Genomic DNA, 13774 nt, shown 5'->3' with positions numbered 1-13774 from the left:
AAAACCTTCAAAATTCTTGCTGAGCGATATCGCAATCGAGGCAAAAGACTAGCATTAAGATTCAATCTAATTGCTGGAATTTATAACTTGGAGCTGAGTGAAAAATGACTTATGAAAGAAATCTAATGTAAACAAGTTTTCCATCATGTTAGGTTTTTTAAATTAATAAAAATATAATTTGTACTTTTGACATACTTATAATTACTGGTGGTGAATGAGTATTAGTAACTCCCTAAGAATAATCCTTTAATCCCATCATTTTTCTTTCAAAATCCCATCATTTAGAAGTACTCATAGGTTAAGGAATAGATATCCTTGTTAGAAATATCTAAACTAGCGATATGCTGTAGTGCTCCTGTTTTTGTCCTAGCAAAACTGTCCGCTTCATCCAAATACTGAAATATGAGTTCTCTAAGGGTTTTGTGCTTAAGTTGCATCTCAGGGTTCAATATTTTTTCAGGGTGCAATTCAATCTCGGCTTCCGTGCGTTTGATTCATTCCTCAGCCAATGATTTTTTGCTGAACGTTTTGGATTGCTTAAATTCAGGGTAGCCTTGACGTTATATACGGATCTGAGCTCTATACCGAGTTGTACCGTCTTTTGTTTGTCGCTTAGTGACCATGCCCATGAATTTGCACCATAAAAATGTAGTGGTGCAAATAGGTTGCAAATAAAGAGCGTTAAAAGTCAATACGGAGCGACTAAACGAAGTTAAATGAGGTTAAAGATTTTGAGTAAAAATAATGTAATTTCAGAATTGTTTGATAGGTCAATAGATAAGAAACTTTGGGTCGCTCCCATGGCAGGTGTCACCGATCGTCCATTTAGAACCTTATGCAAGTACTTCGGTGCGGGTCATGCAGTCAGTGAAATGATGACTTCTGACAAGACCTTGCGCATGAGTAAAAAAAGCTTATATCGGGCGAATTTTGATGGTGAGCTGGCACCAATTTCAGCGCAGATTGCCGGTTCTGATCCGCATGACTTAGCTGAGGCAGCGCGTTATCAGGTTGCAAATGGGGCACAAATTGTTGATATTAATATGGGTTGTCCAGCAAAGAAAGTCTGTAATAAGCTGGCCGGTTCTGCCTTGTTAAAGGATGAAGATCTGGTTGCACGTATTTTAGATGCAGTCATTGCTGCAGTTGATGTTCCTGTGACTTTAAAAACCCGTTTGGGCTATCTCAACGGTCATGAAAATATTCTGCGAGTTGCAAAACGTGCTGAAGACGCGGGGATTGCAGCGCTGGCATTACATGGCCGTACTCGTGAAGACATGTACCTCAATACGGCACGCTATTCTTTAATTAAGGAAGTGAAAGGAATGCTGAATATTCCCGTGATTGCGAACGGAGATATTGATAGCCCTGAGAAAGCTAAATATGTACTGGACTATACAGGTGCGGATGCCATTATGATCGGCCGTGCAGCACAAGGTCGCCCCTGGATTTTTCGTGAAATTGCACACTATTTAAAAACCGGAGAGCATCTGGCTGCGCCAAGTATTGCTGAAGTGAAAGATGTGCTACTAGGGCATTTATCCGAGCTTTATGAGTTTTATGGTGAATATTCAGGTTGCCGTATTTCGCGTAAGCATATTGCCTGGTATACCAAAGGTCTACGTTCCAGTAATGAATTCCGTCAAAATATGTATCAGGTAGAAAACACTGCCGATCAATATAAAGTGGTGGAAAACTATTTTAATGGATTACTGGAACATGGACATATCATGAGCGATGTACAGGTGAATCAGGTGAATCTGCTAGAAACCAAATAAAAAGAGAGATTTCCTAGTTCTTCTAAAAGGTACTGTAGTAAATACAGTACCTTTTTTATCTTATAGCTAAAATTTTATATGCTTCCGTTACATTAAAGACTGTAGTGAACATAGCCGCATATTAAGTTCACTGAAACTGGACAGGATATGGACATTGTTTACGTGAAATTGCTCTAAGCTGAATTTCTAGCATGGCAAGATGTTTATTCAATCTTGTTCATTCTCATGATCAAGGGAGATCTATAATGACAAATACCAATCGTCCAGTTACAGACTTTGGCAATAAAACCTCGACTGAATTACCAGAGGAACGTAGTGACGCATTAAATCAAGATGCAACAGATGCCAGTGCTCGACCAGATTTGAATTCACCTCAAAAAGATAATCCTCGTGTGCCAGATATGAATGAAGGTGAGGATAATGTACTTGCTACCAGTGCAGGTACTTTAGGCGGGGCAGCAGTTGGAGCGACTGCCGGTCTGGTAGGTGGTCCTCCAGGGGCAGTAGTAGGCGGTATCATTGGCGGTGTTGTAGGCGGTATTGCAGGGAATGATATTGCTTCACCTGATCATCCGAAACAGACGGATAACTACGAGCATCCAGAAAATCATCCAGAGGCAGATAGTTATCAGCATCCGGACACGATTAAGCAGGAAGATGATTACTGGAGAACTGAGCATACCAACCGTCCGTATTATACGGAATCACGCACTACTTACAGCGATCTCGACTATGATCGTGACTATCGTGGTGCTTATCGGGTTGGTTATGAAAACCGTCCGCTATATGACCGTCAAACTGACTTCGAACATGCCGAACCTGAATTACGAACCAAATGGGAACAGGTAAAAGGTGAATCTCGTTTGAATTGGGAAGAAGCAAAATTTGCGATCAAAGATGCTTGGCATCGTATGACTCGTTAAAAGAACGATATAAAAAAACCTCTCTTTGGAGAGGTTTTTTTATGTTCTAAAATTAAATTTTGCTTTATTTTTGTTTCATTTCCAGCACTAACTGATTAATTAAATCAGAAGCTTCCATCTCACGAATTTGCGTCACATTTGAACCTGCCCAAAACGCGCCATAACCCTGATCACCATGTTTGGACGCTGCTGCATGTAACTGCTTGGCCAGATCATAAGTATATGGATAGGCAGGTACATCCAGACGATCAGGAGTGTCGATGTCTATATGCCAGTGATTAATGATGCCACGCGCTGGACGGCCGGAAATGCTGGCACTAACTTGAGTCAGCGGCTTAGACAGTAGCGCTTTACGATAGGTGTCATTGGCATTGGAAGATTTACACTGAACAAATGCCGTGCCCAATTGTACTGCTTCAGCGCCAAAGTCCATCATCTGACGGGCTTGTTCACCATTCATGATTCCGCCTGCAGCAACCACCGGCAGTGAAAAATGCTGTTTCATCAACTTGACCAGATTAGAAGTTTTGACTGAGGCATCAAACTTGGTACTAAAGATACCCCGGTGACCTCCAGCCTCAATGCCTTGAGCAATGATGATATCAATCCCTGCCGCTTGAATGGCTTTGGCCTCAGCAAAATTGGTGGCAGATACCATCGTCAGAATACCGGCATCTTTTAAGGCCTGAACCTGATGCGGGAGAGGAATGCCAAAATGAAAGCTGACCGCACATGGTCTGGTTTCTAGAACCAGATTCAAGAAATCATCATTGTCTTTAAAACTTGGGTAAATACAGTTCAATTGAGTGGGTGGATTAATTCCGTATTCAGCAAATTTATCTTTAAACTGGTCAATCCAGGCTTGGGCTACGTTTTCATCAAGAGGCTGACTGTCATGACAGAAAAAGTTAACCTGAAACGGACAATCTGTAAGTTCCTGAGTTTTTAAAATCTGCTGGCGCGCAGACTCTACGCTGCTGGCTCCCAAGCCCAGCGAACCCAGACCACCCTGATTTGAAACTTCCGCTGCCAGTTCAGGTGTCGAAACGCCTGCCATAGGGGCCAAGAAAATAGGATGTTTTATTCCGAGTTTTTCTAATAAAGACATAGATTTGCTCCCTGTTACTCTATCTACTTTGCCTATAGCCGCAAAATTAAGCAAATCATATTGGTTATTTTATTTTGAAATAATGCTGTATGGATAACGGTTCAATTACATTTCTTACGACATGAGATGTCGCCACAAAGACTGGAAAGCTATAGTGTATAGCGGGGAAAATTTATAATAGGTTTTTAGCCAACAACTTGCTGAAATCATGTCTGAACGTATCCGAGAAAAACTACAAATTTTAGCTGATGCTGCCAAATATGATGTGTCCTGTTCATCGAGTGGCAGTAACCGTAAAAATAAAGACAAAGGCTTGGGCAATACCGGAAATGGAATCTGTCATAGCTATACCGAAGATGGTCGCTGTGTCTCATTACTGAAAATACTGTTTTCAAATGTCTGCATTTTTGACTGTGCCTATTGTGTCTCTCGTCGTTCCAATGACGTAAAACGTGCTGCATTTACCGTGCAGGAAGTGGTCGATCTGACCATGAATTTTTATCGCCGTAATTATATTGAAGGGCTGTTTTTAAGTTCGGGAATTTTTAAATCAGCAGATTACACCATGGAGCGGATGTTGCAGGTGGTGAAAAAGCTGCGTCTTGAAGAAAATTTTAATGGTTATATTCATCTCAAAACCATTCCCGGAGCATCGCAGGAGATCATTACTGAAGCGGGTTTATATGTCGACCGGATGAGTATCAACCTGGAAATGCCAACCGAAGCAGGCTTGCAAAAGTTTGCTCCAGAGAAAACCCATACAGAAGTGCAAAAAGATCTGGGAATTGTACGGGATCGCTTAATCCAGTTGAAAGATGAACGTAAGATCATCAAATCCGTTCCCAAATTTGTTCCCGCAGGACAGACCACGCAAATGGTGGTCGGTGCGCATAGTGAAACGGACAAAGATATTATTTTGATGGCTGATCGGCACTACAAGGAATTTAAGCTGAAACGCGTGTATTTTTCTGGCTATATTCCGATTAATCCCGAAGAAAAAGCCTTACCTGCAATCGGCTCAGCGCCACCCTTATTAAGAGAAAATCGTCTATATCAGTCTGACTGGCTGATGCGCTTTTATGGTTTTGAAGCAGATGAAATTGTGAATGACCAGCATCCAAATCTGGATCTGGATATTGATCCAAAACTGAGCTGGGCTTTACGCCATCCGGAGGCCTTCCCGGTTGATATTAACCGAGCCGACTACAAGATAATATTACGCGTGCCTGGCATTGGAGTACGTTCTGCCAAAAAGATTGTACAGGCACGCCGTTTTGGTCAGATTCATATCGATCAACTAAAACGGATGGGCGTGGCGTATAACCGGGCGCAGCATTTTATTCGCTGTGCAGATACACCGAAATTTAAAAAGGAGCAGCAATCCCAGCAGATTCGCCAGCAGATTTTACAAGCCGGTCAATCCAAATATCAGCAGCAACTGTCACCTCAACTGGGATTCGGTTTCTGATGGCACAGTACTGTTTTGATGGCACCATGACCGGTTTATTAAGCTGTGTATTTCGGGCTTTTGAGTTTAAAGAGTTTGATGTCAAAGTGACGGCCAATCCGCAGGCACAAAATGGCTTATTCGATGATTTTATTCATGTAGCTCCGAATGAAAGTCAGGGACAGCGGGTCTGGCAAGGCTTAAAACAGAAAGTATCATCCAGTAGTTTAAAAGCCTTTTATTATGCTTTTCTTTCTGAAAAAGAACAGGCATTTCAGAACCTGTTCGATTTTGCAGTTTATGTATTTCAAAATCAGCGGCCGGTTGATAAAGATTATGGCCATCATGCAGTCATCGGAATGTCACAATGGATGAAACAGGTCGGGCGTGAAAAGCATCGTATGGAAGCTTTTGTCCGCTTCAAAAAGGCCAAAGATGGATTGTTTCTCAGTCTGGTCAAACCGGATTTTAATGTACTGCCGATTATTTCCCGACATTTTAAGGAACGTTACCAAGACCAGCGTTGGCTAATTTATGATGAGCAGCGCCAGTACGGCATCTATTACGATTTAAATGATGTGCACCAGATAGAGATGAATGCAGAAATAGTTGATCCACAAATCCGGATTGGACATAGTCAGTCTTTTAGCATTGAACTGGATGATGAAGAAGTACTCTATGATCAGCTTTGGAAAGATTATTTTAAAAGCGTGAATATTCAGGCACGACAAAATATGAAGCTGCATATCCAGTATGTACCTAAACGCTACTGGCGTTATATGAATGAGAAAGTACTTTAAATAAAATCTTCGCCCAAGTTTAAGGCATAATGACAGCTAATATTTAGATCGAGTGTATAGATATGAAGGTATGGCTGGCATCATTAGCTATGGTAACTGGATTGGCTGCATGTTCAGCAGAGCAACAGAAAATAGCAGTAGATCCGGGTAAATATCAGGTTAAAAGTGCACAGGAATTACAGCAACGTTTTGATGATCTAAACAGTAAGTTGGCACAGGACTTTCAGCAATTTAAAAAAGTAGAAAGCATTGCCTTTTCTCATCAGTTGCCTTTGGATGTGAATAACCTGCAAACCTTGAATCAGCATCCTGTCAGCCGGACTGCGCTAAAATCCAGTAAAGTGGCCTATTGTGACATGATGAATGGTTATTTTGCTGAGATGTATCGCTTGGGGCATTATAATCTGAATCTGGTCGACGAAATTCAATTGCCTAAAGCCGAGAATGAAGACCTGAAATCCAATTTTGCATCTAGCGATCAGTTCTATACTTTTATTCTGGACCGTTATACGGCTTATCGTCAGGTTCAACAAACCATGAATTATGGTTGTAATCTAAAAGCTGCGTTGTAAGTATTAAGCTATAAAAAAGCCCATCGCAAAGATGGGCTTTTTTATTTAGCAACCAGTCAGTTTTTCTGGTTGAGGTTTCTCACCGGGGAAGAAAATTGGACGAAGTTTTACACCCAGACCATTTCCAAGGAATGCGAAGACCAGCCATAACCAGCCATGTACGCTGCCCGAAGCAATACCACTAAAATAGGCACCAATATTACAGCCATAAGCCAGACGAGCGCCGTAGCCAAGCATCAAACCGCCAATAACCGCAGCAACCAATGAACGTTTTGGAATATTGAAGTTCGGAGCAAATTTACCTGCCAGACTGGCAGCCAATAATGCACCAAGCATGATGCCAAAGTTCATCATAGACGTAATATCGAACCAGAGCGATTCAGATAAGGCTTTGGCATTGGCTGGTTGCTGCCAATACGCCCAAGAGGCTACATCAATTCCAACAAAACTTGCAGATTTCGCGGCCCAGACAGCAAGGGCAGAAGTAACTCCCCATGGACGACCAGCCAGCGCCAAAGTAGCAAAGTTAAGCAGGGTTAAAATGATTCCACCCCAGATTAATGGCCATGGACCACGCAAAAAGCGTTTCCAGCCCTGATGCTGGCTTTGAGGTTCAACTTCTAAATTGCCATGACGTTTCTTTTCAAAAAAGATAGTTGCAGTAGCAATAACAGCAAAAATGACAAAGCTCAAAACAAGTGCAGGAATGACACCAAAACTTTCTACAATGGAGATGGGTGCGAAATGGGGTAGGTTAAACCACCAGTCAATATGCGAAGTCGCAATCAGTGAGCCAGCACAGAAGAAGAACAGGGTTACCAGCATACGGGCACTACCACCACCAACGGTATAAAGTGTGCCTGATGCACAACCGCCACCGAGCTGCATGCCAATCCCGAAAATAAATGCCCCGATTACCACAGAAAGCGAAACTGGACTGACAAAGCCTTGAACTGGATTACCGAACAGTTCACCTGCGCCTAAAGCAGGAAAAAATAGCAAGACAGCAAGACCCAGCATGATCATTTGGGCACGTAAGCCACGACCACGACGTTCTTTAATAAAGACGCGCCAGCTGGAGGTGAAACCAAACGAGGCATGATACAAGGTCATACCCAGTGCACCACCCACCAGAAATAATAGAGCCTGGTTCAGGCCCACGATGTGATAGGCACCGACAGTTCCTAATACAAGTAAAATAAAAGCCACCCAGACCGAGAGATTCGATCGCTGGGAAGACGCAGCAATAACAAACATGGGAGATCAAGCTTTAAAAAATAAAGTCGCGTATATTACGCAATTTCTCACTAAAATGGGCTGATCTAGAATTTCTAAGAGCCAATTAAACATCCTGATAACTGATAATAATTATGAATTTAAATGATATAAGGTCGTGATTATTTCAAAAGATATCAGCTTAATTAGAACAATCACCTGCCTAATAGTGAAATGTATAAAAAGTTTAAAAGCCTGCAAAGCAGGCTTTTAAAGATCTAAAGCTTTAAAAATTAATTTTCAGCTTTCTCGCGTACTTTGCCTGCACCTTCTTCAATAGCACCGGCAGTTGCAGCAGTCGCGTTTTTAGCGGCTTCAGCAGTTGCATCTGCTGCTCGAGAAGTCGCAGCGGCGGCTTCATCAGCGGCACGGGAAGCATTTGCAGCCGCATTATCCATGGCTTGGTCAGTTTCCTGAGAAGCCTCATGAGTGGCATCTTCCATATCATGGCCTGCTTGAGTAGCAGCATTTTCTAAATGTTCGCCAGTTGTCGCACCTGTTTCAGGATTTTCTTTCTTATTACAACCCACTAAAGCAACGGTTGCAGCTAAACCCAAAGCAACAAGTAATTTATTCATCGTGTCATATCCTTTGTAGTTGTAAGGTCGAAAACAGTCTAGCGAGTATTTATTTGAATTTATGCTAATAATTAGATCAGAATTTGTTCGCTAAATGTAATTTTTATAAAGGCTTATACAATTTTTGCCAAATATAAATCGTCTGATTATTTGAATGTATTTTCTTACAACCCTTATATGGATTGCTTCTCACTGCTTATAAAGAATAAGTTTATCCGTTTTAATATGAGTTTTAGATGTAACAAAACACAACTATTTCCAGCTCAATTTTTGTCAGGCTAAAAGTAGAAGCCATAAAAAAGCCCGCATAAAGCGAGCTTTTAAAACTTGAAAACTTATAGACCAGCAGATGCTTTAAGTGCTTCGACTTTGTCAGTTTTTTCCCAAGTAAATGCAGTATCTGAACCTTCACGACCAAAGTGACCATAAGCCGCAGTCTGTTTATACATTGGCTGGATCAGGTTCAACATACGGGTAATACCATATGGACGCAGGTCAAAGTGCTCACGAACCAATTGAACGATCAATTCATCAGACACTTTGCCTGTATTGAAAGTATTGATTGAAATTGAAGTTGGCTCGGCAACACCAATTGCATAAGACACCTGAATTTCACATTTATCAGCAAGACCCGCAGCGACAATGTTTTTCGCAACATAACGGCCTGCATAAGCAGCAGAACGGTCAACTTTTGATGGATCTTTACCAGAGAATGCACCACCGCCGTGACGTGCCATACCGCCGTAAGTATCTACAATGATTTTACGGCCAGTCAGACCACAGTCACCTACAGGACCACCGATCACAAACATCCCGGTCGGATTGATGTGGAATTTGGTGTCTGCATGGAACATGTCGGCAGGAATGATTTTTTTCACGATTTCTTCAATCACAGCTTCTTTTAAATGAGCTTGTGAAATTTCAGGATCGTGTTGAGTTGAAAGCACAACAGCATCTAGACGAACAGGCACGCCATTTTCATAAGCGAAAGTCACCTGGCTTTTTGCGTCTGGACGTAACCAAGGCAATGTACCGTTACGGCGTAATTCAGCCTGTTTTTCCATTAAGCGGTGCGCATAAGAAATTGGCGCAGGCATGAGTACATCAGTTTCACGGCTGGCATAACCAAACATCAAGCCCTGGTCGCCAGCACCTTGATCTTCAGGTTTCTGACGGTCTACACCCTGAGCAATTTCAGGAGACTGCTTACCGATCATGTTGATGATCGCACAGGTCGAACCATCAAAACCTAGGTCAGAATGATGATAACCAATACTGTTAACGGTATGGCGGACAACCGCTTCAAAATCGATGTTCGCAGTTGTTGTGATTTCACCGGCAAGTACAACCGCACCTGTTTTTACAAGCGTTTCACAAGCAACCCGTGCGTATGGGTCTTCTTTTAAGATTGCATCCAAGATAGCATCACTGATTTGGTCAGCCATTTTATCTGGATGGCCTTCGCTTACAGATTCCGAAGTAAATACAGCGTACTCGCGCATAGTCCTATCACAGTTAAATTTAAAGACCCGATATGTTACATCGACTTGTGCTCTAGGACTAGCGCAACTCGACAAAATTGCACGAAATTGTTTCAAATTATTGTGCTTTTATTTGATTATTGGAATTAAAAAAACTGATATGCCTAATTAAACAGCAGGCTAGATTCATTTAATAAACTTAATAAATAGTCTGTGAATTGATAAGAGACGCTAATTAAGCAGTGATATTTCCAAACAAATTTGCAGAACTAAATACTAAGAAAAATATAAAAATTAGAGTGTTTAAAATATTAAGGAAAGTGATCATTCTATTAATAACTTAAGGCGGGTGTATTGATCATACGACAGACAGCCTTGCTGCAAATAGTACGACTCTGCATAGTAGCTTCAAGCCTTCAGAAACCGCCTGTCAGGAAGTGGCGAAATCTTTTGGTATGGACTTGTTTAAAAGACTGTACGGAGATGGAAAAGCATGTATCAAAAGGCGTTTACCTTGATTGAAGTCATGATTGTATTCACAATTATTGCCATTCTGGCGACAGTAGCAGGCATGAGTTATCACAGTTATGTCGTGCGAAGCCAACTAGCAGAGGTTTTTGAGCAGGCAGGTAGCTATCGAACTCAATTTATTGCCTCTGATGGTCACTGTGATGCAGGCCGTCAAATTGGCAGCGGAACCCAATATATTGAAAAAGTCGTGATCAATGCAGCTTGCCGGATTGAATTTAAGCTACGGCAGGATGGGATAGATACGGCAATCCGTGGCAAATCCATCGCCTTTGATGTCTATGGCGGCAGTTGTTCTTCGAGCGATATCAGTCAGCGTTATTTACCTAAAGATTGCCGAGGACAATGATTTTCGTGGTATCGACTAGCCTGATTGAACTTCAACCTTTATCTTTTCATGTCTGATGATCTTGGGCAGACATTAGATATTCACATATGCATTTTTATGGACTGGAAAAAGATCACTTATTTAAGTCTGGATCTTCTGTTTTGACTCCTAGCTGGAGGTATCCTGAAGAGGAATTCAACATATTGTAAAAGTTTAATTTATAAAAAATAGTTAAGAATAATCCCAGATTTATCATCTTATTAGAATTTAACTTAGACTCTAGTCAATCAATGCACCTTAAAAGTGCAGAATATTTATCCGATAGGTAAATACAAGATCAATAAATTGATAAATATTGTAGGCTAGTCTTTACCCCTCGCTGTTTTTTTAAGACAATAGACGGCAGTTTTGAAAGTCTTTTCATCATTTCCTATTTCTTCTGAATTTATTTGGACGCTGATTTATGACAACCCCGCTTAATGAACGTCGTATTGCAAACGCAATTCGTGTATTGGCAATGGATGCTGTGCAAAAAGCAAACTCAGGACATCCAGGTGCTCCAATGGGGATGGCAGATATCGCTGATGTGGTTTGGCGCGAATTCTTAAACCATAACCCAACAAATCCGAATTGGGCTAACCGTGACCGTTTCGTATTGTCGAATGGCCATGGCTCTATGCTTCAATACGCACTTCTTCATTTAACGGGCTATGATCTTTCAATTGAAGATCTTAAAGCATTCCGTCAACTTCATTCTAAAACTCCAGGTCACCCAGAATTGGGCTATGCACCGGGTATTGAAACAACCACTGGCCCATTAGGCCAAGGTATCGCAAATGCTGTTGGTTTTGCACTGGCTGAAAAAACTTTAGCAGCGCAATTCAACAAGGAAGATATCAAAGTTGTAGATCACTACACTTACTGCTTCCTGGGCGATGGCTGCTTGATGGAAGGTGTTTCTCACGAAGCATGTTCTTTGGCAGGTACTTTAGGTCTGGGTAAGCTGATTGCTTACTATGATGACAACGGTATTTCGATTGACGGTGAAGTTGAAGGCTGGTTCTCTGACGATACAGAACAACGCTTCAAGTCTTATGGCTGGCAAGTGATCAAAGTTGACGGTCATGATGCTGATGCAATCCGTCAAGCCACTGTTGAAGCAAAAGCTGAAGTGAATAAACCAACCATCATCATGTGTAAAACAGTGATCGGTTTAGGTTCACCAAACAAACAGGGTAAAGAAGACTGTCACGGTGCACCTTTGGGTAATGACGAAATCGTATTGACTCGTGAAGCTTTAGGCTGGTCAGACGAAGCATTTGTCATTCCTGAGGATGTATACGCAGCTTGGGATGCCAAAGATAAAGGTTCACAAGCTGAAGCAGCATGGAATGAAACTTTTGCCGCTTATGCAGCAAAATATCCAACAGAAGCAGCTGAATTAAAACGTCGTCTTTCTGGTGATCTTCCAGCTGACTTTGTTGCAAAAGCGGATGCTTATATCGCTGAAGTAAATGCAAAAGAAGAAACCATTGCTACACGTAAAGCGAGCCAAAATACGTTACAAGCTCTTGTGCCTTCACTACCAGAAGTACTAGGCGGTTCTGCTGACCTTGCAGGTTCTAACCTGACACTTTGGAAAGGTGCACAAGGCGTACAGGACAATCCAGCAGGTAACTATGTTCACTACGGTGTACGTGAATTTGGTATGACTGCGATTGCCAATGGTGTTGCTCTTCACGGAGGTTTCATTCCTTACGTAGCAACATTCCTGATGTTTATGGAATATGCACGTAATGCAGTACGTATGTCTGCACTGATGAAACAACGCGTGATTCATGTCTACACTCACGATTCAATCGGTCTGGGTGAAGATGGTCCTACACACCAGCCAATCGAACAAATCGCATCTTTACGTGGTACACCAAACCTGAATACATGGCGTCCATGCGACACTGTTGAAGCAGCGATTTCCTGGAAATCTGCTTTGATGCGTTCAGAAGGCCCAACAGCGTTAATCTTCTCTCGTCAAAACCTGCCATTCCAAACGCGTACTCAAGCACAAATTGAGAATGTAGCGAAAGGTGGTTATGTTCTGGCTGAAGAAAAAGGCGAATTGAAAGCGATCATCATTGCGACTGGTTCTGAAGTTTCTCTTGCAATGGAAGCTTATGCACAGCTTCAAGGTGTACGTGTGGTATCTATGCCATGTGCTGAAGAGTTCGTGAAACAGGATGCTGCGTATCGTGAAGCGGTTCTTCCTTCAAATATTCGTGCACGTGTAGCGGTTGAAGCTGCACATGTAGATTACTGGTGGAAATTTGTAGGTCTGGATGGTCGTGTGATCGGCATGACCACTTATGGCGAATCTGCACCTGCTAAAGACCTGTTTAAACACTTCGGCATTACAACTGAAGCTGTTGTAGCAGCTGTAAAAGAGATTACTGCTTAATCAACTGATTAAGTCGTTTTTTAAGGGCGCCCCAGTTTTGGGGCGTCTTTTGTTTTTCCGCTTTCTAGCCTTGTTTTCATGTGGCAACCGCTAAAAAGTGTTCTCCCATAATTGAAATGAAAGAGTGAGATAAACATGAGCTTGTATGAACAAATTAGTGATGAAATTACTTTAATGGATGCAGGCGAGCAGAAATGGATCGGGCAGGATCTACCCCTTGAAGCAATGGTTGCGGTTGAGCTATTACTTCAGGAAATGGCTGAAGAAAAAATCATTAAAGTACGTCGTAAGAACCATGAAAAGCATTCTGGTTTGAAACAGGTGGATCGTATTCTGGTTGAAAAACTTTAACAGAAAATACTAAAAGTCCCTGAATGGGGCTTTTTTTATGTCGGATGATTTCCTCTGACAGTTGCTTATGAACATTAGATGAGATAAATCTAAGTTCGTGCCATCATAAAAACCTAATGACTCATATCGTAAATAATTGACTTAAAGATAATT

General features: G+C 41.8%; 12 protein-coding genes and 2 pseudogenes. 9 read left to right on the top strand and 5 right to left on the bottom strand.

The genetic code is table 11. From position 1 onward, the window contains the following. A pseudogene (locus FTU03_RS13555) lies at nucleotides 1-108 on the top strand (IS5/IS1182 family transposase); the annotation flags it as partial. A gap of 176 nt (nucleotides 109-284) precedes the next feature. Here FTU03_RS13555 and FTU03_RS16335 read toward each other — a convergent pair. After that, a pseudogene (locus tag FTU03_RS16335) lies at nucleotides 285-629 on the bottom strand (site-specific integrase); the annotation flags it as partial. A 102-nt stretch (nucleotides 630-731) separates the two neighbouring features. On the opposite strand from FTU03_RS16335, the gene dusB reads away from it, so the two are divergent. Together dusB and FTU03_RS13545 are read left to right on the top strand one after the other, a co-directional pair. Continuing rightward, a complete protein-coding gene (dusB, locus tag FTU03_RS13550; protein ID WP_179993370.1) occupies nucleotides 732-1778 on the top strand; it encodes a tRNA dihydrouridine synthase DusB in 1047 nt (348 codons plus the stop codon). 245 nt (nucleotides 1779-2023) lie between these two features. Continuing rightward, nucleotides 2024-2701, top strand: coding sequence for a hypothetical protein (locus tag FTU03_RS13545; protein ID WP_179993371.1), 678 nt, complete (start codon nucleotides 2024-2026; stop codon nucleotides 2699-2701). 64 nt (nucleotides 2702-2765) lie between these two features. Here the strand turns inward: FTU03_RS13545 and FTU03_RS13540 are convergent, their stop codons facing one another. Next, a complete protein-coding gene (locus tag FTU03_RS13540) occupies nucleotides 2766-3809 on the bottom strand; it encodes a nitronate monooxygenase family protein (RefSeq protein ID WP_179993372.1) in 1044 nt (347 codons plus the stop codon). Nucleotides 3810-4017: 208 nt separating this feature from the next. Between FTU03_RS13540 and FTU03_RS13535 the strand changes: the two genes are divergently transcribed. The 3 genes from FTU03_RS13535 (at nucleotide 4018) to FTU03_RS13525 (ending at nucleotide 6628) form a co-directional block, all read left to right on the top strand. Further along, a complete protein-coding gene (locus FTU03_RS13535) occupies nucleotides 4018-5277 on the top strand; it encodes a putative DNA modification/repair radical SAM protein (RefSeq protein ID WP_179993373.1) in 1260 nt (419 codons plus the stop codon). Next, nucleotides 5277-6056, top strand: a complete 780-nt coding sequence (locus tag FTU03_RS13530) for a TIGR03915 family putative DNA repair protein (RefSeq protein WP_179993374.1) — start codon at nucleotides 5277-5279, stop codon at nucleotides 6054-6056. Before FTU03_RS13535 ends, FTU03_RS13530 begins: the two co-directional genes overlap by 1 nt. 62 nt (nucleotides 6057-6118) lie before the next feature. Then, a complete protein-coding gene (locus FTU03_RS13525) occupies nucleotides 6119-6628 on the top strand; it encodes a hypothetical protein (RefSeq protein WP_179993375.1) in 510 nt (169 codons plus the stop codon). 45 nt (nucleotides 6629-6673) lie between these two features. On the opposite strand, the gene FTU03_RS13520 is transcribed toward FTU03_RS13525, so the two are convergent. The 3 genes from FTU03_RS13520 to metK form a co-directional block, all read right to left on the bottom strand. Next, a complete protein-coding gene (locus FTU03_RS13520) occupies nucleotides 6674-7885 on the bottom strand; it encodes a YeeE/YedE family protein (RefSeq protein WP_034169960.1) in 1212 nt (403 codons plus the stop codon). A gap of 251 nt (nucleotides 7886-8136) precedes the next feature. After that, entirely contained in the window at nucleotides 8137-8481 is a 345-nt protein-coding gene (locus FTU03_RS13515) for a hypothetical protein (RefSeq protein ID WP_004786283.1), read from the bottom strand. Between the two features lie 335 nt (nucleotides 8482-8816). Continuing rightward, on the bottom strand, nucleotides 8817-9983 hold the full coding sequence (metK, locus tag FTU03_RS13510) for a methionine adenosyltransferase (protein ID WP_004786281.1): 1167 nt from the start codon (nucleotides 9981-9983) through the stop codon (nucleotides 8817-8819). A 472-nt stretch (nucleotides 9984-10455) separates the two neighbouring features. Here metK and FTU03_RS13505 point away from each other — a divergent pair, with 472 nt between their 5' ends. From FTU03_RS13505 to FTU03_RS13495, 3 genes are all read left to right on the top strand, one after another. Continuing rightward, a complete protein-coding gene (locus FTU03_RS13505; RefSeq protein ID WP_179993376.1) occupies nucleotides 10456-10839 on the top strand; it encodes a prepilin-type N-terminal cleavage/methylation domain-containing protein in 384 nt (127 codons plus the stop codon). 442 nt (nucleotides 10840-11281) lie between these two features. Continuing rightward, complete coding sequence (gene tkt, locus FTU03_RS13500) at nucleotides 11282-13270, top strand: transketolase (RefSeq protein WP_179993377.1); 1989 nt, start codon at nucleotides 11282-11284, stop codon at nucleotides 13268-13270. A 135-nt stretch (nucleotides 13271-13405) separates the two neighbouring features. Beyond that, the gene (locus tag FTU03_RS13495) at nucleotides 13406-13621 is read left to right on the top strand and encodes a hypothetical protein (protein ID WP_004786275.1); all 216 of its coding nucleotides are present in this window, start codon (nucleotides 13406-13408) and stop codon (nucleotides 13619-13621) included. Nucleotides 13622-13774 lie beyond the last annotated feature (153 nt).

Origin of the sequence: Acinetobacter sp. YH12046, assembly GCF_013419905.1 — a bacterium.
Classification (GTDB): domain Bacteria; phylum Pseudomonadota; class Gammaproteobacteria; order Pseudomonadales; family Moraxellaceae; genus Acinetobacter.
Note: the sequence above shows the minus strand (reverse complement) of the source record. Positions and strands in the feature narration are given on the sequence as shown.